Raw genomic sequence first — 23815 nt, forward strand, 5'->3', positions numbered from 1 at the left:
GCATACCATGCACCTTACTTTTCTTGGCACCGGCGGCGGTGCTCCCAGCCTGCAACGTAACGTCACATCTATTGCTTTTACCCGCGCGCTGAGTGGTGAAACCTGGCTGTTCGACTGCGGGGAAGGGACACAATTACAGTTTATGCGCTCCAGCCTCAAACCGGGCAAGCTGGATAAGATTTTTATCACCCATCTGCATGGCGATCATATCTTCGGGCTGCCGGGATTACTCACCAGCCGGTCAATGGCCGGGCTGACCACACCGATGACGGTCTATGGCCCCAGAGGATTAAAAACCTTTGTTGAGACGGCGCTGTCGATCAGCGGTTCCTACACCGACTACCCGCTGACCATCGTTGAGATTGAGGCGGGCTGGACGCTGGACGACGGTGAGTTTCGTATCAGCGCCTGGCCGCTGAGCCATCCGGTAGAGTGTTTTGGTTATCGCATTGAACAGTATGACAAACCCGGCCTGCTGGATGCCGCGCGGCTGAAAGCGGAAGGGGTGCCACGCGGCCCGTGGTTTCAGCAACTGAAGCAGGGTGATTGCGTGACGCTGGAAGATGGGCGGGTAATCAACGGTGTTGACTATCTTGGCCCCGCAACACCCGGCAAAACGCTGGCCATCTTTGGCGATACGGCACCTACTGAAGTCGCGCTGCAACTGGCGGCCAATGTTGACCTGATGGTACATGAAACCACGCTGGAGGCAGCGATGGTGGAAAAAGCCAACGGGCGCGGGCACTCCACCACACTGCAGGCCGCCGAAGTGGCAAAACGCGCCGGGGCAAAACGGCTGATCGCCACCCATTTCAGTTCACGCTATCTGGCAAAAGACATGAGCCGCCTGCTGGCGGAGTGCCAGACGATTTTTCCCTGCACCGAGCTGGCCTGGGATCTGGCGGTTTTTAACCTCTAATGATGCAGTGCGGGATAAGTGAAAAACAGCAGATGGGTCAGGTTAAGGCCAAAATGCAGGGCGGTCGCCAGCCATAAGCGGCCGCTCCAGTGCCACGCCAGCCCATATAACAGCCCGGCCAGGGTGGCGAATATCACCAGCAACAGGCCGCCGCTCAGATGCACCAGACCAAACAGCAGCGCGCTCAGTAACAGCGCCGGGATGCCGCCCACTACCTGCTTTAATCGCTGCTGCAGATAGCCACGAAACAGGGCCTCTTCCGCTAGCGAAACAAAGAACAGGTTGGCGAGCATAAATGGGCCCAGCCAGTCCGGCGTATGTCGCTCCAACGCTAATCCGCCCAATAATAGCGCGCAGTACAGCAGCAGCGGAATGGCGGCGATCAGCGCCAGTGCGACGGGTAGCCGATAGCGTGGTGGCGTGGCAGGCGCGCGAAACAGCGTCGGCAGGCAGGCCAGCAGTACAAAAGGAATAAGCGCTTTATCGAAGTTAAACCCGAAACTGAAAGGCACGCTGCGCGGTCCGGCCTGCACATTCTCTGCCTTAAGGGGGTTGTTAAAGCCTGGAAAAAGATGGAGGAGCAACCCGATGGCGATCAGCACCAGCAGCGCTTCGGTCACTATTTGTCGTCGATGATGGTCACGGTCATAAATACGGAGTGTCACCACAGCAGCGGTGCCGGTAAATAGCAGCAGCGCCGGCCACGCTAACACGTCCTGATAAAAACCCAGCAGTGTGGCGAGCGCCAGTAATAATAATGCCAGCCGTCGGGCCGGTTGCAGCGCGGCCAGCGCGCCAGCCAGTATGATCCACATGGTAAAGACCTGGTACAACGCCGCAGCACCGGTAGTGAGCGGCGTAGAAGACAAAGAGAGTTATTCGGGTACGATCTGGTTAACCGCGTAGTGGCCGGTACCCGCAGGAACCAGTTTCTGGTGCAGCCACGGCAGCAGGGTGTTCATCTGCTGGGCCAGCTTCCACGGCGGGTTAATCACAATCATGCCGGAGGCGGTCATGCCGCGCTGATCGCTGTCCGGACGTGCCGCCAGTTCGATCTGCAGGATATTGCGAATGCCGGTCGCTTCCAGGTCGCGCAGCATATGTTTGATCTGCTGGCGTAAAACCACCGGATACCACAACGCAAAGACGCCGGTGCCAAAACGTTTATGGCCTTCCTGAATCCCTTTCACCACTGCCTGGTAGTCGCTTTTCATCTCATACGGCGGATCGATCAGCACCAGACCGCGACGTGACGGCGGTGGCAGTTTCGATTTTAACTGCTGATAACCGTCGGCACGATCGACGCGGGCGCGGTTATCTTTGCTGAATTCGTTACGCAGCAGCGGATAGTCGCTGGAGTGCAGCTCAGTGAGTTGCAGTTTGTCATCTTCACGCAGCAGATGGCGGGCAATCAGCGGCGACCCCGGGTAGTAGCGCAGCGTGCCGCTACGGTTCAGCGCACGAATCGCATCAAAATAGGGTTGCAGCAATTCCGGCGCATCGGGCTGCTGCCAGATACGTGAGATGCCTTCCAGATATTCACCGGTACGCTCGGCGTGCTCGCCGCTCAACTGGTAGCGACCTGCGCCCGCATGGGTATCCAGGTAGAAAAACGGTTTCTCTTTCTCTTTCAGCGCCGTGATGATCAGACTCAGAACGGTGTGCTTCAGCACGTCGGCGTGGTTGCCAGCATGGAAGCTATGGCGATAACTCAGCATTGTTTATCCTGTTGAATGTATAAGGTTTTAATTGATGGAAAATCAATTTATACCAATTATTACCTCACGTATTACCCACAGAACGACGCACAGCAACCGACGCAGGAAAAGCATGAGAATCCGCGATTATATCAGGGATGACCTGTTGATGTGCCAGAAGCGTGATAACAAATCGGGATTACCGCAAGCCGCTCAGGGCGGGGTGTCTGGTTCCCGGCACGCAGTCACGGAAAGCGACCGCAAATCTTCCCCGACGCGCCAGCCAGCATTACGTGCATGAGATAAAAGCGTGCATCTTCCGTGCTGCTATTCGCGCGTTTCTTCCCCACCTCATCCTGGCTGCCATTGATTTTCGCTACACTAAGCCGCATGTTACTTAGATTGCGTTGCGTGACCCGCTGCGCCCCATACATCTATAAAGGACTGCGCTATGACCAATCCGCTACTGACATCTTTTACGCTCCCTCCTTTTTCTGCCATCAAGCCTGAACATGTGGTGCCTGCCGTGACGGAAGTGCTGAGCCACTGTCGCGCAGAAGTCGAAAAAGTCGTGGCGCAGGGTGCGCCGTATACCTGGGATAATCTGGTTCAGCCACTGGCGGAAACCGACGATCGCCTGAGCCGTATCTTCTCACCGGTCAGCCACCTCAATGCGGTAAAAAACAGCCCGGAGCTGCGTGAAGCCTATGAGCAGACGCTGCCGCTGCTCTCTGAATACAGTACCTGGGTTGGTCAGCACGAAGGTCTCTATCAGGCGTATCGCAACCTCAAAGAGGGCGAGCAATACGCTGCTCTGGATCTGGCGCAGAAGAAAGCGGTCGATAATGCCCTGCGTGATTTCGAACTCTCCGGTATTGGCCTGCCAAAAGATAAACAGCAGCGCTACGGCGAAATCGCTGCGCGCCTCTCTGAACTGGGCTCGGCTTACAGCAACAACGTGCTCGATGCCACCATGGGCTGGAGCAAGCTGATTACCGATGAAAGCGAGCTGGCCGGTATGCCGGAAAGCGCGATGGCGGCGGCGAAAGCACAGGCTGAAGCCAAAGAGCAGGAAGGCTGGCTGCTGACGCTGGATATCCCAAGCTACCTGCCGGTTATGACCTACTGCGACAACGCCGCGCTGCGTGAAGAGATGTATCGCGCCTATGCGACACGCGCCTCCGATCAGGGTCCGAACGCCGGTAAGTGGGATAACGGCCCAATCATGGCGGAAGAACTGGCGCTGCGTCACGAGCTGGCACAGCTGCTGGGCTTCGACTCCTACGCCGATAAATCGCTGGCGACCAAAATGGCGCAAAGCCCGTCCCAGGTAATCGACTTCCTTAATGACCTGGCGGAACGCGCCCGTCCGCAGGGTGAAAAAGAGCTGGAGCAGCTGCGCGCCTTTGCCCGGAAAGAGCACGGCGTGACCGAGCTTAATCCGTGGGATCTCACCTATTACGGTGAAAAGCAGAAGCAGCACCTTTACACCATCAGCGATGAGCAACTGCGCCCTTACTTCCCGGAAGAGCGTGCGGTCGCCGGTCTGTTTGAAGTGGTGAAACGCATTTACGGCATTACGGCGAAGCAGCGTAACGACGTTGAGGTTTACCATCCTGACGTGAAGTTCTTCGATCTGTTCGATGAAACCGGCGAACTGCGCGGCAGCTTCTATCTCGATCTCTACGCCCGCGAACACAAGCGTGGCGGTGCCTGGATGGATGACTGCGTCGGCCAGATGCGTAAAGCCGATGGCAGCCTGCAGAAGCCGGTTGCCTACCTGACCTGTAACTTTAACCGTCCGGTGAAAGGCAAACCTGCGCTCTTCACCCATGACGAAGTGATCACCCTGTTCCATGAGTTTGGTCACGGCCTGCATCACATGCTGACCCGCATTGAAGCGCCTGGTGTCTCCGGTATCAGCGGTGTGCCATGGGATGCAGTGGAACTGCCAAGCCAGTTCATGGAGAACTGGTGCTGGGAACCGGATGCGCTGGCCTTTATCTCGGGCCACTTTGAAACCGGCGAACCGCTGCCGAAAGAGCTGCTGGATAAAATGCTGGCGGCGAAGAACTATCAGGCTGCGCTGTTTATCCTGCGTCAGCTGGAGTTCGGCCTGTTCGATTTCCGCCTGCATACCGAGTTTAATCCGGAGAAAGGCGCACAGATTCTGGAAACCCTGCGCGAAGTGAAAAGCCGCGTGGCCGTGGTTCCGGGTCCGGAATGGGGCCGTTTCCCGCATGCCTTCAGCCACATCTTTGCGGGTGGCTATGCGGCGGGTTACTACAGCTATCTGTGGGCAGACGTGCTGGCGGCGGATGCTTACTCCCGCTTCGAGGAAGAGGGCATCTTCAACCGTGAAACCGGTCAGTCCTTCCTGGATAACATCCTGACGCGTGGCGGTTCAGAAGAGCCGATGGAGCTGTTCAAACGCTTCCGTGGCCGTGAACCGAAGCTCGATGCGATGCTGGAACATTACGGCATTCAGGGATAAGTCGGTTCGTGAAAATCTGTTTGCTCGATGAGTCAGGCGCCGGAGATGGCGCCTTATCACGTTTAGCGCAGCGCTGGCAGCTGGAGCACGATGAAGACGCACTGCTGGCGCTGGTGCAGACCCCGACGCACCTTGAACTGCGCAAGCGTGATGAGCCAAAGCTGGGCGGCATTTTTGTTGATTTCGTCACTGGCGCGATGGCGCATCGCCGTCGCTTTGGCGGTGGACGCGGCGAAGCCGTCGCCAAAGCGGTCGGCATCAAAGGGGGTTATCTGCCGGATGTGGTTGATGCCACCGCCGGGCTGGGACGTGATGCATTTGTGCTGGCGGCGCTGGGCTGCCGGGTGCGAATGCTGGAGCGTCATCCTGTTGTCGCTGCGCTGCTGGAAGATGGATTGCAGCGCGGGTATCAGGATGCGGAAATTGGCCCCTGGCTGCGCGATCGTCTGACGCTGATTCATGCTGCCAGCGCGCAGGCGCTGGGAGATATCACGCCGCCGCCAGATGTGGTCTATCTCGATCCGATGTATCCCCATCGCCAGAAAAGTGCGCTGGTGAAAAAGGAGATGCGGGTATTTCAGTCGCTGGTGGGACCGGATGAAGATGCTGACGCATTACTGGAACCCGCCCGCCGACTGGCGAAGAAACGCATCGTGGTAAAACGGCCAGACTATGCACCGCCGCTGGCGGGTGTTGTGACGCAGGCGGCCGTGGTAACCAAAAGCCATCGCTTTGATATTTACCCACCGCTGGTCGGGACTGTATAGCCAGTAACGGTGCGGTGTGATGCGGTTGCTTCCGGTCCTGATAACCGGCCTGCCGGTTATCAGGCATCATTCAGCGCTTTGCGAAAAATCGTCTGAAGCAAACGGCTGATGATATTACGTTAAATAAAAAAGCATGCCTGAAATATTTCAGACATGCTTTAATTATCCGTATGCATTTTATCGCGTCAATACGGTAGCGCTGACTCTGTATCAGGCAACTAATTTAGTCAGGAAGCCTGAAAATACGCTCAGAATGTTTTTGGCAAAGTCCAGACCGATGGCTTTGTAGGTAAGACCCAGGGTTTCGCCCAAATCAGTGCTTTCCTTGATTGATGCGACGGTGGTGTCGAATAAGCCCGAAACTTCAGTCAGTGCGTTATTGACGTCACCCAGGAATTCAGTCAGGCCTGCGCCGCTAACTGCAGCAATCTCTGTCTGGTTAATTTCTCTCATTTTTAATATCCTTATTGGTTTCTTAAAATCATAATGAACGCTATTTATTTTGCATTATCTGTTGCGGACGCAGCAGATAAGCAGGCGAAAGATAACGGATGAATTAAACTTTTCCTATAGTAAAAATTTGATAAGTTGCGTTTTGCTATCAGTGATTTTTTTCACAATGAAATCATTAGATGAGTCAGTAATGTAGCGATGATTTTGATTTTATGTAGGTAATTTTAGAGTGCAGTTTTATAAGCGGCATTTTATCTGGTATCCGAAGTCAGAGAGCAGTCGTTTATTTGGATTGCATTACTATGGCGAATATCCAGGTAAAAATAATTTAATAAAGATGCATTCGGACGGCGTCAGTGAAGAATTAAAAGGTTAATTATCGGCGCTGAGACTCTCCTGCATCGACGCCGCAAATAAAAAGCCGGCTCTACGCCGGCTTTAATCATTTATACGGCGAAATTACGCCTCGTCTTCATCGCGCAGCGGCACAATCAGCATGTCGATATGCACGGTGTTGATCAGCTGACGGGCTGAGGACATCAGCTTGCTCCAGAAATCCTGATGATGACCACATACCACCAGGTCAACGTCATATTTTCTGATCGCGTCAACCAGTACCTGGCCGAGGTCGCCACTGCCGCTCAGCGTCTCACTGATCGGGTAGCCCGCCGCATCTGACAACCCTTTCAGCGCCGCATGTGTCTCTTCAGAGATACGCTTCTGCATATCCCCTAAGTTGACATCAATCAGGCCGGTGTAGAGGTCGGAGTAATTGACATCAACATGAATCAGGGAAATTCTGGCATCGTACGGACGAGCCAGCGAGACGGCCTTATCCACCAGCAACTGGCTTTCGGGAGAAAGGTCTACTGCAATCAGGATATGTTTATAAGCCATGATAAAACTCCTTTCACGAGATTAAGGATGGCATCCGGTGTTCCTGCCGCGTCACAGCTTAGCGAAATCCCTTGCGCGAGCGGGCGATGAGCGCCACCAAAGTGTCTACCTGCGTTGCAGGTGATGATGTTGTTATGTTCTCAGTATAGCCTTCTCTCACTGTAAATGCTGCCGTTGCCGCCTGGCTTATGAATAAGATCAAGGCTATGACAGATTTACTCGCGCTGAACGAAAATCATCGTTGGAAAAAATGTAAAGATTTCTCCTACACTGAAAAAAGGCGGTCCGATTCGCAGCCGCTCAGGGGGTCGAAAAACTTTGCATTCCGGTGATTCAGTGGCTGGTTATTTCTGCAGGTGGACTCAGTGTCTGACGCTGGGCCTGTTGCTGCGATTCCAGCCGGGAGGGGGAGAATATGATCAGCACTATTGCGCTTTTTTGGGCTCTTTGTGTGGTGTGTATCGTGAATATGGCGCGCTATTTTTCATCTCTGCGCGCACTGCTGGCGGTATTACGCGGTTGTGATCCGCTGCTGTATCAGTATGTCGATGGGGCGGGTTTTTTCACCTCTCATGGTCAGCCAAGCAAGCAGGTGCGGCTGGTCACTTATATCTGGGCAAAGCGCTATCTTGATCATCACGACGATGAGTTTATCCGGCGCTGCGAGCGGGTGCGGGGGCAGTTTATGCTGACCAGTGCGCTGTGTGGACTGGTGGTCATCAGTCTGGTGGCGCTGGCGATCTGGCATTAAAAAAGAGCGACTTGCGTCGTAATGCCAGTCAGTTAAGCGACAGGTGATAACGCAGTCTGGTGCCGGGCAGGGGCTGGCGGTCCTCGCGCCGCTGCGCGGTTCCTTCACTTCATTCCTCTGCCTGACGGACCGCCGGGGATGGCACATCCTGTGCCGCCCCGCCTTTCGCCCGCGTCCTGCGGGCTCTCCTGGCAGACTCATTCTGTTCAGCGCTGCGGATTGCCTGCTCCTGCCCGGCGCTGGCCCGCACTGCGGCTCCCTCGCCCATAAAAAAAGCTGCCACGTTTGACCGTGACAGCCTTTACAAATCTGATCTTAACTGACCAGCATTACGACTTGCGTCGCCCTTTTTTTAGCTGGCATCACACCAGTTTTAAGGCAATCCAGTAGAGCGAACCTGACAGCAGAATACAGACCGGCAGGGTGAAGATCCACGCCATGGCGATGTTCTTGATGGTCCGGCTCTGCAGCCCGCCACCGTCGACCAGCATGGTACCGGCAACCGATGAAGAGAGGATATGCGTGGTGGAGACGGGCATGCCGGTATAGCTGGCGACGCCAATCGACAGCGCTGCTGTCACCTGTGCTGACATTCCCTGTGCATAGGTCATGCCTTTTTTACCAATCTTCTCACCAATGGTGGTGGCAACACGACGCCAGCCAATCATGGTGCCGATGCCCAGCGCCAGCGCGACGGCCACAATAATCCAGATAGGCGCATACTCGATGGTGCCAAGCAGGTCGCTTTTCAGCTTATTGAGGAAGCGTTTGTCATCTGGCGAGGTTTCCTGCAGACGAGCCGCTTTATCGGCGGTATCGGAGATACACAGCAGCAGACGACGCATCTGACCGCGCTGATCAACTGTCAGCTGATCGTAGCTCTGCAGGTTATTCAGCAACACCTGCGCACCCTGTACCGCCTGCAATGCGCGCGCGCTGTCACAGTGGAACTCCTGCGGGCTGCTTGCTGGCACTTCTTCCGGTGTTGGCAGCTTAGGCGGTGCCATCTGGATGATGTGGGTCAGCGAGGCGTTATGCTGCTGATAATACTGCTCCAGGTGATTGACCGCATCGCGGGTTCGCGTGATGTCGTAACCGGAGGCATTCATATTCACCACGAAACCAGCAGGTGCCACGCCAATCAGGACCAGCATGATCAGGCCGATCCCTTTCTGACCGTCGTTTGCACCGTGCGAGTAACTCACGCCAATTGCCGAAACAATCAGGGCGATACGGGTCCAGAACGGCGGCTTTTTCTTGCCATCGATCTTCTCACGGTCAGCAGGCGTCATATGAATACGCGCACGCTTTTTGGTATTGCTCCAGTAGCGACGCAGTATAAAGATTAAGCCGCCCGCCATCACCAGACCGACAATCGGCGACAGGATCAGAGAAAGGAAGATGTTCAGCACTTTCGGGATGTTGAGCGCATCAACTACCGAGGTTCCGCTCATCAGGGCGTTGGTCAGACCGATACCGATAATGGCGCCGATCAGCGTATGGGAGCTGGAGGCCGGCAGACCGAGATACCAGGTGCCGAGGTTCCAGATAATCGCCGCCAGCAGCATAGAAAACACCATGGCGAGACCGTGAGCCGATCCAACATTTAACAACAGATCGGTGGGAAGCATATGAACAATAGCGTAAGCGACACTCAATCCACCGAGCAGCACGCCAAGGAAGTTAAATACACCCGCCATGACCACAGCAAGCTGGGCACGCATGGCACGCGTATAGATGACCGTCGCAACTGCGTTGGCCGTGTCGTGGAAACCGTTGATCGCTTCGTAAAACAATACAAACAGCAGGGCAAGAACCAATAACAGGCTAGTACTGAGGTCTAGACCAGCAAACAGATGTAGCATAAACGTTACGCCATTTTTGGAGGACATGAACGCGGCGCATTATCCGCGACAACGTGCTGTATGGGAAAGGAAAATATAGCGCTAATTTAACCTTTCGATGTAAGGCGTAAGGGTAACTCAGAGAAAAAGGGTTAGATATTAGACAGATACAATATGACACATTTGCGGCATTTTTTTGACGCTGGCGTCTCAGTGAGCAGATCACTACAATCTGCGCCTTTCCAGTTAAGTGAGCGAGTCGTAGTGGAACAGTTTGACGTTATCATCATTGGTGCCGGTGCCGCAGGGCTGTTCTGCGCCGCCCAGGCCGGGCAGCGGGGACGCCGCGTGTTACTGCTGGATAACGGCAAAAAGCCGGGACGTAAAATTCTGATGTCTGGCGGTGGCCGCTGCAACTTCACCAATCTCTACACCGAACCGGCGGCGTATCTGTCGCACAATCCTCATTTCTGTAAATCGGCGCTGGCGCGTTATACCCAGTGGGATTTTATCGATCTGGTTAACCACCACGGGATCGCCTGGCACGAAAAAACCCTGGGCCAGCTCTTCTGCGACGACTCCGCCCAGCAAATTGTCGATCTGCTGCTGGCTGAATGTGACAAGGGCAATGTCACCCTGCGGCTGCGCAGTGAAGTGCTCAGCGTGGCGCGCGATGAAAGCGGTTATACACTGCAACTTAACGGCAGCACGGTTCAGGCGGAGAAGCTGGTCATCGCCAGCGGCGGTCTGTCGATGCCTGGCCTGGGCGCCACGCCGTTTGGCTATAAAATAGCGGAGCAGTTCGGGCTGAGCGTCTTTCCGACGCGGGCGGCGCTGGTGCCCTTTACCCTGCACAAGCCGCTGCTGGAGCAGTTGCAGACGCTGTCAGGCGTCGCGCTGGAGACCACTATCGATGCGCAGGATGGCACCCGCTTCAAAGAGGCAATGCTGTTTACTCACCGCGGCCTCTCCGGCCCGGCGGTGTTACAAATCTCCAGCTACTGGCTACCCGGAGAATTCGTCACCATCGATCTGTCACCTGCCACGCCGCTTGAGGCGTTTCTGACGGCGCAGCGTGAAGCACATCCGAATCTCAGCCTGAAGAACAGCCTGGCGAAAATCCTGCCGAAGCGCCTGGTGGAAGTATTGCAGGCGCTGAAGGTGGTGCCGGATATCACCCTGAAGCAGCTCAACAGTAAACAGCAAACCGAGCTGGCGCAGACGCTGCACGCCTGGCGCATTCAGCCAAACGGTACCGAGGGATATCGAACTGCTGAAGTGACGCTGGGTGGCGTGGATACCACACAGCTCTCCTCGAAAACGATGGAGGCGCGTGCGGTGCCGGGACTTTACTTTATTGGTGAAGTGGCTGATGTCACCGGCTGGCTGGGCGGCTATAACTTCCAGTGGGCGTGGAGTTCCGCCTGGGCCTGCGCCCAGGCGTTGTAAGGCGTTTACCAGCGCTGATGCACGTGTGGTGCGATCTTCTCCTGATAGATCTGCTTCAGCGCCGCCATCGTATCTGCAGAGAGCGCATCGACATCGCTGGCGCGGGCATTGGCTTCAGCCTGTTCGCGGTTTTTCGCGCCAGGGATCACCACGCTGACATCTTCGTTCATCAGTATCCAGCGCAGGGCAAACATCGCCATGGTGGTGTCGCCAGTGACAAAGCGGCGAATCTCTTCAACCGCCTCCAGCGCCACCTCATAAGGCACGCCGGAAAAGGTCTCGCCCTTATCGAACGCTTCGCCATTACGGTTAAAGGTGCGGTGGTCGTCAGCAGCAAACACGCTGTCGGCACGCATTTTACCGGTCAGCAGGCCCGACGCCAGCGGTACACGGGCGATGATCGCCACATCACGGCGTTTCGCTTCACGCAGCAGCAGTTCAGCCGGACGCTGGCGGAAAATGTTGTAGATCAGCTGAATTGACGAGACGTTTGGAAATTCCAGTGCCTTCAGCCCTTCTTCCACTTTCTCAACGGAGACACCGTAGTGACGGATTTTTCCGGCAGCGACCATCTCATCCATCACCGCAAAGACGTCCGGGTTGTAGTAGACCTCGGTCGGCGGGCAATGCAGCTGCACTAAATCCAGCGTGTCGGTTTGCAGGTTCTCGCGTGAACGATCAATAAAGGCGTTGAGGTTTTCAGCATTGTAACCTTCAGCCACGTGTGGCGAGAGGCGACGGCCCAGCTTGGTTGCCACAAACGGACGTTCACCGCCGCGCTGATTCAGCACCTCTGCGATGATTTTTTCGGAACGGCCATCGCCGTAGACATCGGCGGTATCAATAAAGGTAATGCCCGCATCCAGCGCAGCATTCAGCGCGGCTTTGGCATCCTCCATGCTCACTTCCCCCCAGGTTCCGCCAATGGCCCATGCGCCAAAGCCAATTTCGGAGACGCGCTGACCGGTACGGCCTAGTGTTCGTAGTTTCATGCAAACATTCCTCGATGCGTTTCAGACAGGGTGACAGAAAGCGGCTAACCAATGAGCTTAGCGCTTCCTGGCAGAGAGGCGATGTGACGTCGTTGCAGACCTGCACGGTAAAAATGCGATGCTGCTACGCCATGCTGCTGGTTACGTTGAAGATTTCAGCGGAAAACGGCACGGGCAAAGCCACTACCGCTTCGCTAATTAATTGATTTTAAGAAATTTCACCCGAAATTAAACAGGCGAGAGTGTGGATTCGGTCACATACTTCAATTTTCAGGCCAATAAGTGGATCGCCATGTTTAAATTTGTTAAGTCGGTCTTTGCCAGTCCCGAGAAGTTTTTGCAGATCATGACCCGTCAGGATATCAACGACTCAATCGCTGAAGGTGAGCGCATCATTATTGATGAAAACGGCAATATCTCGGTCAACACGCTGAGCGAGGAAGTCCATGAAGATTTTGCCCGCCACGTGAATACGTTAAAGGGAGTGTGAGGTGGGTACCGCAATATTTATGGTGTTGATGGTCAGTGGTTACTGGTACACCAGCCGTGATTTGAACAGCCGCTTTAAAATCCGTCGTTCGTCGGGCTGGGATGTCTATTTCCTGGTCGCGCTTTACGGTTGTATTTTCGTCCTGCAGGGTGTGTTCGCGACCGGCATCGTCTGGTTACTGCTGCTCTGTATCTCCGGCATCGCCAACGCTGTCCAGATGATCCCCGGCGTTCATCTGAAGTGGCAGGTGGAGTTTATGAACTGGAGCTTCCTGGGCATCCAGGCTCCGGTGGTGATCATGCTCGCCTTTGCCATTCTGCTCTGTCTCTATCGCTCAAACTGGGCAGGCAGCGCAAGACTGAACGTCTCCGGTCGTAAAGACCTCTATCAGCGACTGTCACGCTCCAATGGCGTGGAGCAATTATTGTTTCAGTGTATGGAAGAGGGCGAACTGGCGTGGATTACGCTGAAGTCGCGCCGCATCTACATCGGCATGGTTCATGCTTCAACCTTTGAATATGAGAGCACCAAAAACATCGTGCTGATCCCGATGCTGAGCGGATATCGCGACAGCAAGACGCTGAAGCTGGCGGTGGAACATAACTACAGCAAATGGTACGCCGAGCATGGCATCACGCTCGACTCGAAACCCAAAGATGCGATGTCGTTCCGTAAAGTGATCATGGTTGACCAGATTGAGAGTCTGTCACTGTTCGATCCGGCCAGCGCCACGGCGCTTTCAATGGGGCATCCGCAGGAAGTGGAGAAGAGTCAGGGTAATGAAGATGGCGACAGCCCGGATGATGAAAGCCGGGATACCGCGGGTTAATCGAGCCCAATCTGTTTCCCTTAATGACAGGCTTCATCAGGGGAAACAGATTCCACCTCACACCATATTTTCCGCCGTAAACAGCCGAAACGCCACTTTGCCCGCCTGATAGACATCCGGCTGATAGCCGGTTTCGAGATGACTCAGCATCAGATCAATCGCTAAACGGGCATGCTGCTGAGCATGCTGATCCAGGGTAAAGGCCACTTCATCGTTCAGCAGTAGCTGGCGGGTGACATCATAAAGCTCATGGGTAATGTAGGTGCATTTACCCAGTAACTGGTGGGCGCGCAGGGTGTCGCTGACATCACTATTCCCCATGCCGGTGTTATAGACCCCTGCAATCGCCTGCGACGGACGCAGATGGCGGGCCAGCTCACTGCGGATGGTCTCCCGCTGATCCTGACCCGACAGCACTTCACGCAGATGACGCTGCGGCGCGCGTTGCTCCATGGCCTCACGGAATCCCGCGATACGCTGACGATGGGCGCGGTAATCAAAACGGCCACTGACCATCATAATGTCGCCGGGCTGATTCACTGTCTTACTCATCAGCAGTCCGGCTGTGCGTCCCGCCTGATACTGGTCGATGCCGACATGACACAAGCGGTCGGCATCGGGCAGATCGGTGACGATGGTGATCACCGGCACATTGCGGCTGCGGCACAGCGCCAGTGCCCGATAGATGGGCGGCGAGTCATGCGCAAAAACAATGATGCCGTCGCGGTTGCTGCTGCGGGCGATAATGCTTTGCGCCAGCTGCTCAGGCTGCGCTTCGGCCACCAGGGTTTTGTGCAGTTTCAGGCGGCGATAGCCAAGCTGACTGGCAACCTCACTGAAATGGGTGGTGAGCTGCTGAAAAAAGGATGAGCCGTTATTGCTGAGGAACACCTCAATCTGCCACGGATGCTGGTACTCCTCTGGCAGCAGACGCTTCAGCCCCACTTCGCGTGCGGCTTTCAGGACTTTACGGCTGGTCTCCAGGGAGACGCCGCCGCGCTCATTCAGCACCCTATCGACCGTCGCAATCCCGACGCCTGCCATTTTTGCCACCACCTCTAAGGTGAGCTTTTTCATTCAGACTCCATGCGAAAATGGCAAATTGACTGCTGCCTGCCAGACTGTTTATCTCTTCTAACCGGTTAAAAGTAAAAGATAAAGCGATTTAATGATGGAAAGCCATCAACAGCGCTACGCCGTGGGGTTTTACCTGCAGTGCGGTCGCCCGACTAAACAGCACAACTGGCCGCTGCCTGGGCGGATTTACCGTTAAGCTTGTGACGAGACAATCAACGAGGAATAAATATGGCTCAGCAAAAAGAGGTTCTGATTATTGGTGCTTCACGCGGTATCGGTCTGGCGGTGGCGCAGGCCTTTGCCGGTGAGGGCTGGCAGGTTACGGCCACGCATCGCAGTGGCATCCCGGAGCAGGGTAACCGGTCAGACATTCACTGGCATTCGCTGGATATGACTCACTCATCAGCGGTTCAACAGTTTGCCAGCCAGCTCAGTGGCAAATCGTTCGATGCGATTCTGATTAACGCCGGAATTTCCGGGCCTGCGCACCAGAAGGTGTCACAGAGTGACGATCAGGCGCTGGCGCAGCTGTTCCTGACCAATGCGATCGCCCCGGTTCGCAGTGCAGAGATCCTGTTGCCGCTGCTGAAACAGGAAGGCGTGCTGGCGCTGACCTCATCCCAGCTCGGCAGCCTGAATGAAAATCCGGAGGCGCAGATGCCGATTTACTCGGCCAGCAAAGCCGCACTGAATATGCTGAGCCGCACGCTGACTCCGGCAGTGGAAGCGCAGAGCGGGACGCTGCTGACGCTGCATCCCGGTTGGGTGAAAACGGATATGGGCGGCGAGAGTGCGCCCCTGACGGCAGAAGAGAGTGCCGCCGGTATCGTCCAGCAGCTGATCCAGTGGCGCGGTCGCGGTGGTCATCACTACGTCGATTACGCCGGCCAGCAACTGCAGTGGTAGCCTGAAGCGGGGCGGTTACGCCCCGATGTCACGCAGCGCTTTACCCTTCATCAGATTGCGTTCAATGTGCTCCAGCGTCACATGTTTGGTCTCGGGTACCAGCATCAGCGTCAGCACGATAAACACCAGGTTGAGCGCGCCGTAGAACCAGAAGGTGTTAGCATTACCCAGCTGATCCAGCATGGTCAGGAAGGTGGCGCCAACAATCATATTGCCGACCCAGTTAGTGGTGGTTGAGGCGGTAATGCCGAAATCACGCCCTTTCAGCGGCTGAATCTCTGAACAGAGCAGCCAGATCACCGGTCCGGCCGCCATCGCAAAGCCGACGATAAACATCAGCAGCATCGCGACAGCAAAGTATTTGCGGAAATCTGTTTCAACGCCGATATGCAACAGCGTTCCCAGCACGCCCATGCCAACCGCCATCACCAGAAAACTGGTGGTCAGCATCGGCTTGCGACCCCAGCGATCGACAAAGAAGATCGCAATCAGCGTGGCCAGCATATTGACCAGCCCGACAATCACCGTGCCCCACATCTGCTCGCTGGTGCTGGAGAAGCCGGCGATGTTGAAGATTTTAGGCGCGTAATACATCACCACATTCATGCCGGTAAACTGCTGCATAACCTGTAGCAACATACCCAGCCACACCGCGCGGCGGAAATTGCCATTAGAACGGAACAGCGACCAGCCGCGCTGCTTCACCTGCAGGCTTTCCCGGATCTCTTCCAGCTCCTCCCGGGCCTGTTCGCTGCTGTTACGCAGCCGATCCAGCACCCGCTGCGCCTCGTTAAAGCGTCCGTGCGCCGCCAGCCAGCGCGGACTGTTGGGCAGAAACAGCACGCCGATAAACAGGATCACCGCCGGAATGGCGATCACACCGAGCATCCCGCGCCAGTTACCGCTGTAGCTGAACGCGGTGTCGGAGAGATAGGCCACGACAATGCCGGTGGTCAGCATCAGCTGGTACATCGAAATCATTGAGCCACGAATACGTTCAGGCGCAATCTCCGCCAGATAGAGTGGCGCGGTGTAAGAGGCGATTCCCACCGCCAGACCCAGCATCACGCGGGCACAGACCAGCGACTCCACATCCGGTGAGAAGGCCGACCACAGCGAGCCAATGACAAACAGCGTCGCGCCCGCCAGCATACTTTTCTTCCGCCCCAGCTTTGATGACATCCAGCCTGCCGCCAGTGCGCCCAGCGCCGCGCCAAACATCATCGAACTCACTACCCACTCCTGCTGATGGTTAGTGATCTGCAAATCCTTCGCCAGAAACGGTAAGGCACCTGCAATGACGCCGATATCCAGACCAAACAGCAAGCCAGACAGCGCAGCCATAAAACAGACGAACCAGGTAAAGCGGTTCTGTTGATTTCCCGATTTTTTTGCCGCGACCATGCGAGTCTCCTTGCGGGGGGTTAGTGTCAATATTGTTAATGTTATGTAAACATAGCTGATGCTAGTGTGGGGGCGATCACACTTCCGGCTATCACCGGTGTCACACAGCTTTGCCGCGATAAGAAAGCAACAGAGATCAGCGGGTTGGTTCAGGAAAGGAAAACCGCGGCCGGGGCACGATTACACAAAACAGGGTGCGTCAGGTCAGGTTTTGCAACTGCCCGCCTGCGGCATTACACTGCCGCTTTACTGCTATTGATTGAAGGTGCTTATGTCTGAACCTTTCCAGCGTCAGCCGCTGCCTCTGCCGGGCGGTCATAAAAAAGTCCTGCTGCACTCCTGTTGCGCACCCTGCTCGGGTGAGGTGATGGAAGCGATGCTGGCATCCGGCATTGAATACACGATCTATTTCTACAACCCGAATATTCATCCGCTCAAAGAGTATGAGTTGCGTAAAGAGGAGAATATTCGCTTTGCTGAAAAATTTGGTGTGCCGTTTATTGATGCGGACTATGACCGGGATAACTGGTTTGAGCGGGCGCGCGGTTTGGAGTGGTCACCGGAACGGGGTGAACGCTGCACCATGTGCTTTGATATGCGCTTTGAACGTACGGCACTCTATGCCCATGAGAACGGCTTTCCGGTGATGACCAGTTGCCTGGGGATTTCGCGCTGGAAAGATATGAAGCAGATTAACAGCTGCGGAGTCCGCGCAGCGGCGGCGTATCCGGATCTGATGTACTGGGATTTTAACTGGCGTAAAGGCGGTGGATCGTCGCGCATGATTGAAATCAGCAAGCGCGAGAGTTTCTATCAGCAGGAATATTGTGGCTGTGTCTATTCACTGCGCGACACCAATCGTCATCGCGTCACCCAGGGACGTGAGCGTATTCAGATTGGTGTGCAATATTATCAGCCGGATGAATCCTGATTAACCTATATCGCGGAAAGCGTCTGCCGGCGCATATCCGCGCGCTGAGCGCGTAACAGGCCGGACTGTTACGCCACAGCTCTGCTTTATGCTTTCCGCCCGACCGTAACTGCACAGCGCACAGGGATCATCAACGTCGTCCAGCTGCTGCTTTGCCTCGTCCTTCATCAGACGTTTACGGCAGACGCTCGGCGTGCAGCCCATAATCTGCTTAAAAGATCGGGTAAAAGATTGCTGGCTTTCAAAATGGTATTTCAGCGCCAGGCTGATGATGGGCGTGCGGCTGTTTTTTAAATCATGAACACTGGCGTTAAGCTTTTTCTTACGAATATATCGCGCCAGAGTTTCATTATGATAACGGGCAAAAAGTTTCTGTAAATACCACTTAGAGTAACCCGCTTTTTCTGCAATATCATCAACGCTTAAACGCTGATCCAGATTATTATTAATCCACTCAGTGATAGAGACGATCACGCTTTCGTTATATTTATTTTCGTTCATAGAACCCCCTGTTTGATTTAAGAAGATTCTAAAATATTTATCTTAATGTGCTTATTCTTTGCGTAAAGATTTTTCAGGATTTTAATCGTTATCTCTGAAGATATTCATTTGAGGGGCTGTTATTAATAAAAAAGATGAATTGTGATTAATCTGTTGGTAATTGTGGGTGAATGAATAGGTGATTCCGCGGGACAGTAATCAAAACGAGGTGTGGGTCCGCAGCCAGACTCACGGTTTACCCTGCCGGAGTCTCTGTAATCATGGCTATAGCACGGCACATCAATAGATTTTTGGCTGTGACATGCCAGGCTTACGGCTCACCTTTAACCTGGAGACCCCCCGGATGAGCCCGACATACGCGCTGAAAAAACCGCTTGCCGCCTTGCTCACCTCGCTGGCGTTATTTGCTCATGCACCTGCCAGTGCCGCTGGTGTGTATGGCGAACAGCTGGAAGGATTTCAATACCCCTATCCATTGCAGCATTTTGATTTTCAATCCCAGCAGCAACCGCTGCGTATGGGCTATATGGATGTGAAACCGGCGCAACGGGCCAACGGCGAAACCGTGGTGCTGATGCACGGTAAAAACTTCTGTGGCGCGACCTGGGAAGCGACCATTCGCGCACTCAGTCAGCAGGGATATCGCGTGATCGCGCCCGACCAGATTGGCTTCTGCAGCTCGACCAAGCCAGCCAGTTACCAGTACAGTTTTCAGCAGCTGGCAGATAACACCCATCAGCTGCTCGCCCGGCTGGGTGTGAAGAAGGCGGTGATTATGGGTCACTCCACTGGCGGGATGCTGGCAACACGTTATGCGCTGATGTACCCGGAACAGACACAGAAGCTGGTGCTGGTTAACCCGATCGGGCTGGAGGACTGGAAAGCCAAAGGCGCACCGTGGCGATCCGTGGATCAGTGGTATCAGCGCGAACTCAAACTCAGCGCAGAGGGCATTAAGAAGTATGAGCAGCAGACCTACTATGTCGGTCGCTGGAAACCCGAATATGACAAGTGGGTTGATATGCTGGCCGGACTCAACAGTGGGCCGGGCCACGAGAAGGTGGCGTGGAACTCCGCCTTAATCTACGACATGATCTTCACGCAGCCCGTATTTTATGAATTCGGCGATCTGAAAGTGCCCACCACGCTGATGATCGGCACCTCAGACACGACTGCCATCGGCAGTGATATCGCCCCGGCAGAGGTGAAAGCCCGGCTGGGTGATTACGCGGTACTGGGGAAAGAGGTCGCAAAACGCATTCCGGGGGCGCGCTTAATCGAATTCCCCGGTATGGGACACGCGCCGCAAATGGAAGAACCGGCAAAATTTAACCAGACGCTGCTCGACGATCTGGCGCGTCCCTGAACCGTCAGGCGCTGCGGCGCCTGACCTTAGATCGCCACGCGTTTCTGCTTTTTACTGAGGTACATCTGCTCATCGCTGTCGTGCAGCAACTGCTCCAGCGATTGCGGATGCGCCGCGTCAAACTCTACGACGCCGGACGAGAATTGCAGGCGATAACGGCGGTTCAGACTGATTGATTGCTGTTGCAGATAATGGTCAAACTGCATGAGCAGCGCTTCGCTCTGCTGCTGCTGCAGACCATTAAACAGCACCACAAACTCATCGCCGCCCAGACGGGCAAACAGATCCGAATGCTTGAACACCACTTTCATCGCATCGGCAAAGTCCATCAGCGCGCGGTCGCCTTCGCGGTGGCCCAGCGTGTCATTAATCTGCTTAAATTTGTCGAGATCGAGAAAGGTCAGACAGGCGGGCCGTTTTTTCAGCCGGCACTCGTTCAGCACCATCTGTCCCAGCGTCATAAAGCCGCGACGATTAGTGATCTGCGTCAGTTCATCACAGGTGGCAGTCTGAAAGGCGACCAGTTCCGCTTCGGCCATGGCGGCCAGGTCGCGCATCGTGGCCTGATCCTCTTCATTAAACTGACGCGGTTCACGACCAATGATACAGAGGGTACCCATTTTAGCGCCGCCCGGTGCCCGCAGCGGACAGCCGGCATAAAAGCGGATATGCGGTTCGCCGGTAACCAGCGGATTATCATAAAAACGTTCATCTTCTGCGGCATCTTCAACGATCATGATCTCATCCTGCAGGATGGCATGACCGCAAAAGGAGATGTCGCGGGGTGATCCTGCGGGTTCATAGCCCTGAGCGGATTTAAACCACTGATGGTCAGCTTCCAGCAGGCTGACTAACGCGATAGGAACGTCATACAGGCGGCGCGCCAGACGGGTTAAACGATCGAAACGCTCTTCCGCTGGCGTGTTCATTATGTTCAGCGCACGCAACTGCGATAAACGTTGTGCCTCGTCGGCAGCGATTTCAGGTGCTTTCATCACAGAGCCCTTTGTTTTTTAGCTCAAGCCAGGTTCTGGTGTTTGCCTTACGGCGAAGAAGAAGAGCGTGACATAGCCATCACGCTCTTTATAAGGAGGGGATCAGAGCACTTTTTGTTCGGCGAGATCAAGGGCGAAATAGCTGAAAATCAGGTCTGCACCGGCACGTTTAATCGCACCGAGGCTTTCCAGCACCACATTGCGTTCATCAATGGCACCGGCCTGAGCGGCAAATTTGATCATCGCGTATTCACCACTCACCTGATAAGCCGCCAGCGGCAATTCGGTACGTTCACGGATATCACGCAGGATATCCAGATAGGCACCTGCCGGTTTCACCATCAGTGAATCCGCGCCTTGCGCCGCGTCGAGCAGCGATTCACGGATCGCTTCACGGCGATTCATCGGGTTCATCTGGTAGGTTTTACGGTCGCCTTTCAGCGCCGTTCCGGCCGCTTCACGGAACGGGCCGTAAAACGAGGAGGCGAATTTGGTGGAGTAGGACATGATGGCGGTCTGAGTGAAGCCCGCCGCGTCCAGTGCCCGGCGAATCGCCTCAACCTGACCATCCATCGCCGCTGACGGGGCGATGAAATCCGCACCGGCTGCGGCGGCAACGACGGCCTGCTTACCCAGGTTTTCCAGGGTTGCATCGTTATCGACGCCGTGATCACACAACACGCCACAGTGGCCGTGGCTGGTGTATTCACAGAAGCAGGTGTCAGACATCACGATCATTTCTGGCACGGTCTCTTTGCAGATGCGGGACATACGTGCCACCAGACCGTTTTCGTTCCAGGCATCGCTGCCGGTGGCATCGGTGTGGTGCGAAATACCGAAGGTCATCACCGAGCGGATACCCGCTTTGGCTATGCGCTCAATTTCATAGGCGAGACGTTTTTCCGGAATACGCATCACGCCAGGCATCGCCTGAATCGCTTTGTAATCGTCGACTTCTTCTTCAACAAAGATGGGCAGAGCCAGATCGTTCAGGCTCAGGGAGGACTCCTGGAACATTTCACGCATTGAGGCGCTGGCGCGCAATCTTCTTGGGCGCTGGATAAGGGAATAATCAGACATTTTCATTCTTACGCAGGTGAAAAAAGTGACAACAGTTTACTCCCTTTGACCGCGAGGGATGAAGGTTTGTGTGCGGTAAGAGAGGGGGAAAAGAACTCTCCCGCCGGGCGGCGGGAGAGCAGAACGATTACTCGTTGATATCCGGATGCTGCTGCACCAGGTTTTTACGTTTCGCTTCCAGGCGGGAGATCTCTTCGTCGATATCTTCGATTTTGTGCTCGATGTTATCGTGATGTTCCTGCAGGATTTCGCGCGCTTCTTCCATATCAGAAGCCGCCGGTGTCGCGCCTTTCAGGGGCTTGTTGGCAGTTTCTTTCATGTACAGCCCGGTAATCAGACCAATCACTGCCACCACCATCAGATAGTAGGCTGGCATGTAGAGGTTATTGGTCGTTTCTACCAGCCAGGCGGCCAGCGTTGGCGTCAGACCGGCAACCAGTACCGAGATGTTAAACGCACTGGCCAGCGCACTGTAGCGGATGTGCGTTGGGAACATCGCAGGCAGTGAAGAGGCCATCACGCCAGTAAAGGCGTTGAGGATTACCGCCAGCAGCAGCAGACCACCAAAAATCAGTCCCAGTACGCCACTGTTGATCATCATAAAGGCGGGAATCGCGAAGATCATCAGGGCGATACTGCCGATGATAACAAACGGACGACGGCCGAAACGGTCACTCATCATGCCGATCATCGGCTGGACAAACAGCATACCGATCATGATGGCGATGATAATCATCACACCGTGATCTTCGCTGTAGTGCAGGTTATGTGACAGGTAGCTCGGCATGTACGTCAGCAACATGTAGTAGGTGACGTTAGTGGCGATAACCAGACCGACACAGGAGAGCAGGCTGCGCCAGTGTTTGGTCGCAATCTCTTTAAACGATACCTGTGGACCATCCTGCAGGCCTTCGCGGTCGCCCTGTTCCAGTTTGTCCACGTGCTGCTGGAATGCCGGAGTCTCTTCCAGCGCATGACGCAGGTAAAGACCGATAATTCCCAGCGGCAGCGCGACGAAGAACGGCAGACGCCAGCCCCACTCAAGGAAACTCTCTTCTCCGATAATGGAGGAAATCAGCACCACCAGGCCCGCACCGAGCACGAAGCCCGCAATCGAACCAAAGTCGAGCCAGCTTCCCATAAAGCCGCGTTTACGGTCAGGCGAATATTCGGCCACAAAGATTGAGGCACCGGTATATTCACCGCCCACCGAGAAGCCCTGAGCCATCTTCGCTAACAGCAGCAGAACAGGTGCCCAGATGCCGATGGAGGCGTAGGACGGTATCAGGCCGATACAGAAAGTACTGACCGACATGATGATGATGGTGATGGAGAGAATTTTCTGACGACCATATTTGTCGCCAAGCATACCGAAGAACAGTCCACCCAGCGGGCGAATCAGGAAAGGAACAGAGAAAGTGGCGAGCGCCGCAATCATCTGAACGCCCGGCGAAACATCCGGGAAAAAGACTTTACCCAGCGCATAGGCCACAAAGCCGTAAACACCGAAGTCGAACCACTCCATCGCGTTGCCCAGAGAGGCCGCGGTGATGGCTTTACGTAAACGGGTATCATCGATGATAGTCACATCATCGATCCCAATTGGTTTTACACGCTTCCTACGCAATTTCATAGAATTACCCTGTATTGGAACACGAAAGTCCTCAACGGCGCGAGCCGGGTGTGAGTCGTTCAGACCGCTGCGTTGAGAAATTTAAGCATAGCCGTAAATAAGCACTGTTTATGCGCCGGCAGACACAATAATTACTGTTGTGATTATTGCGAACAGCGACAGAGTATACCGTTTTTGTGTGATATCTGTCATGTTTGGGCTACATCCGGCCTGTTTTTACAACAAATAGAGCTGTTTGCAACCGCAAAAAAATTATCACTGAGCGTGACGACCGCCGTTTTTTTCAGCAAATCAGGGGTAAAGAAGGGAAGTTACGGGCCAGGCTGGTACCGGAAGCGGC

At 54.9% G+C, this 23815-nt stretch carries 22 protein-coding genes; 10 read left to right on the forward strand and 12 right to left on the reverse strand.

The features are described from left to right. Positions 1–7 precede the first annotated feature (7 nt). Positions 8–919 carry a ribonuclease Z gene (rnz, locus tag FOV68_RS18645; protein WP_143991337.1) on the forward strand — a complete coding sequence of 304 codons (912 nt, stop codon included), beginning with the start codon at positions 8–10 and terminating at the stop codon, positions 917–919. Here the strand turns inward: rnz and FOV68_RS18650 are convergent. Next, entirely contained in the window at positions 916–1734 is an 819-nt protein-coding gene (locus tag FOV68_RS18650) for a CPBP family intramembrane glutamic endopeptidase (protein WP_143991380.1), read from the reverse strand. The genes rnz and FOV68_RS18650 overlap by 4 nt on opposite strands. Before the next feature lie 60 nt (positions 1735–1794). Continuing rightward, complete coding sequence (locus FOV68_RS18655) at positions 1795–2637, reverse strand: 23S rRNA (adenine(2030)-N(6))-methyltransferase RlmJ (RefSeq protein ID WP_069025485.1); 843 nt, start codon at positions 2635–2637, stop codon at positions 1795–1797. A gap of 430 nt (positions 2638–3067) precedes the next feature. On the opposite strand from FOV68_RS18655, the gene prlC reads away from it, so the two are divergent. Together prlC and rsmJ are read left to right on the forward strand one after the other, a co-directional pair. After that, complete coding sequence (prlC, locus tag FOV68_RS18660; protein ID WP_064704107.1) at positions 3068–5110, forward strand: oligopeptidase A; 2043 nt, start codon at positions 3068–3070, stop codon at positions 5108–5110. A gap of 8 nt (positions 5111–5118) precedes the next feature. Next, positions 5119–5877, forward strand: coding sequence for a 16S rRNA (guanine(1516)-N(2))-methyltransferase RsmJ (gene rsmJ / locus FOV68_RS18665; protein WP_143991338.1), 759 nt, complete (start codon positions 5119–5121; stop codon positions 5875–5877). 210 nt (positions 5878–6087) lie between these two features. Here the strand turns inward: rsmJ and FOV68_RS18670 are convergent, their stop codons facing one another. Both FOV68_RS18670 and uspA read right to left on the reverse strand, forming a co-directional pair. Next, a complete protein-coding gene (locus tag FOV68_RS18670; RefSeq protein ID WP_031593470.1) occupies positions 6088–6330 on the reverse strand; it encodes a hypothetical protein in 243 nt (80 codons plus the stop codon). 459 nt (positions 6331–6789) lie between these two features. Then, positions 6790–7227: a universal stress protein UspA gene (uspA, locus tag FOV68_RS18675; RefSeq protein ID WP_010253396.1), complete on the reverse strand. Its 438-nt coding sequence runs from the start codon at positions 7225–7227 to the stop codon at positions 6790–6792. A gap of 415 nt (positions 7228–7642) precedes the next feature. Between uspA and uspB the strand changes: the two genes are divergently transcribed. After that, a complete protein-coding gene (uspB, locus tag FOV68_RS18680; protein ID WP_010253393.1) occupies positions 7643–7978 on the forward strand; it encodes a universal stress protein UspB in 336 nt (111 codons plus the stop codon). Positions 7979–8340: 362 nt separating this feature from the next. Here uspB and pitA read toward each other — a convergent pair whose 3' ends face one another. Further along, complete coding sequence (pitA, locus tag FOV68_RS18690; protein WP_031292107.1) at positions 8341–9843, reverse strand: inorganic phosphate transporter PitA; 1503 nt, start codon at positions 9841–9843, stop codon at positions 8341–8343. Between the two features lie 243 nt (positions 9844–10086). On the opposite strand from pitA, the gene FOV68_RS18695 reads away from it, so the two are divergent. Further along, the gene (locus FOV68_RS18695; RefSeq protein WP_143991381.1) at positions 10087–11271 is read left to right on the forward strand and encodes an NAD(P)/FAD-dependent oxidoreductase; all 1185 of its coding nucleotides are present in this window, start codon (positions 10087–10089) and stop codon (positions 11269–11271) included. A 5-nt stretch (positions 11272–11276) separates the two neighbouring features. Here FOV68_RS18695 and FOV68_RS18700 read toward each other — a convergent pair whose 3' ends face one another. Next, positions 11277–12263 carry an aldo/keto reductase gene (locus FOV68_RS18700; protein WP_010253389.1) on the reverse strand — a complete coding sequence of 329 codons (987 nt, stop codon included), beginning with the start codon at positions 12261–12263 and terminating at the stop codon, positions 11277–11279. Between the two features lie 292 nt (positions 12264–12555). Between FOV68_RS18700 and FOV68_RS18705 the strand changes: the two genes are divergently transcribed. Beyond that, the gene (locus FOV68_RS18705; protein ID WP_013359382.1) at positions 12556–12753 is read left to right on the forward strand and encodes a hypothetical protein; all 198 of its coding nucleotides are present in this window, start codon (positions 12556–12558) and stop codon (positions 12751–12753) included. Position 12754: 1 nt separating this feature from the next. Beyond that, positions 12755–13582, forward strand: coding sequence for a hypothetical protein (locus FOV68_RS18710; protein ID WP_031593467.1), 828 nt, complete (start codon positions 12755–12757; stop codon positions 13580–13582). Positions 13583–13639: 57 nt separating this feature from the next. On the opposite strand, the gene FOV68_RS18715 is transcribed toward FOV68_RS18710, so the two are convergent. Further along, positions 13640–14659: a LacI family DNA-binding transcriptional regulator gene (locus FOV68_RS18715; protein WP_031593466.1), complete on the reverse strand. Its 1020-nt coding sequence runs from the start codon at positions 14657–14659 to the stop codon at positions 13640–13642. Positions 14660–14887: 228 nt separating this feature from the next. Between FOV68_RS18715 and FOV68_RS18720 the strand changes: the two genes are divergently transcribed. Further along, positions 14888–15565, forward strand: a complete 678-nt coding sequence (locus FOV68_RS18720) for an SDR family oxidoreductase (protein ID WP_143991339.1) — start codon at positions 14888–14890, stop codon at positions 15563–15565. Positions 15566–15580: 15 nt separating this feature from the next. On the opposite strand, the gene FOV68_RS18725 is transcribed toward FOV68_RS18720, so the two are convergent. After that, positions 15581–16969: a sugar porter family MFS transporter gene (locus FOV68_RS18725; protein WP_010253379.1), complete on the reverse strand. Its 1389-nt coding sequence runs from the start codon at positions 16967–16969 to the stop codon at positions 15581–15583. A gap of 271 nt (positions 16970–17240) precedes the next feature. On the opposite strand from FOV68_RS18725, the gene FOV68_RS18730 reads away from it, so the two are divergent. Next, positions 17241–17900 carry an epoxyqueuosine reductase QueH gene (locus FOV68_RS18730; protein ID WP_022623997.1) on the forward strand — a complete coding sequence of 220 codons (660 nt, stop codon included), beginning with the start codon at positions 17241–17243 and terminating at the stop codon, positions 17898–17900. On the opposite strand, the gene FOV68_RS18735 is transcribed toward FOV68_RS18730, so the two are convergent. Continuing rightward, complete coding sequence (locus FOV68_RS18735) at positions 17901–18401, reverse strand: helix-turn-helix domain-containing protein (RefSeq protein WP_083070501.1); 501 nt, start codon at positions 18399–18401, stop codon at positions 17901–17903. A gap of 343 nt (positions 18402–18744) precedes the next feature. Between FOV68_RS18735 and FOV68_RS18740 the strand changes: the two genes are divergently transcribed. Next, complete coding sequence (locus FOV68_RS18740) at positions 18745–19767, forward strand: alpha/beta fold hydrolase (RefSeq protein ID WP_143991340.1); 1023 nt, start codon at positions 18745–18747, stop codon at positions 19765–19767. A gap of 26 nt (positions 19768–19793) precedes the next feature. Here the strand turns inward: FOV68_RS18740 and FOV68_RS18745 are convergent, their stop codons facing one another. The 3 genes from FOV68_RS18745 to proP all read right to left on the reverse strand — a co-directional run bounded on the left by FOV68_RS18745 (position 19794) and on the right by proP (position 23475). Continuing rightward, entirely contained in the window at positions 19794–20762 is a 969-nt protein-coding gene (locus FOV68_RS18745) for a diguanylate cyclase (RefSeq protein ID WP_143991341.1), read from the reverse strand. 102 nt (positions 20763–20864) lie between these two features. Continuing rightward, positions 20865–21842: a porphobilinogen synthase gene (hemB, locus tag FOV68_RS18750; protein ID WP_031594159.1), complete on the reverse strand. Its 978-nt coding sequence runs from the start codon at positions 21840–21842 to the stop codon at positions 20865–20867. A 127-nt stretch (positions 21843–21969) separates the two neighbouring features. Continuing rightward, positions 21970–23475, reverse strand: a complete 1506-nt coding sequence (proP, locus tag FOV68_RS18755; protein WP_031594158.1) for a glycine betaine/L-proline transporter ProP — start codon at positions 23473–23475, stop codon at positions 21970–21972. Positions 23476–23815 lie beyond the last annotated feature (340 nt).

Origin of the sequence: Pantoea sp. paga (assembly GCF_007558755.1) — a bacterium.
In the GTDB taxonomy this organism is placed as follows: Bacteria; Pseudomonadota; Gammaproteobacteria; order Enterobacterales; family Enterobacteriaceae; genus Pantoea; species Pantoea agglomerans.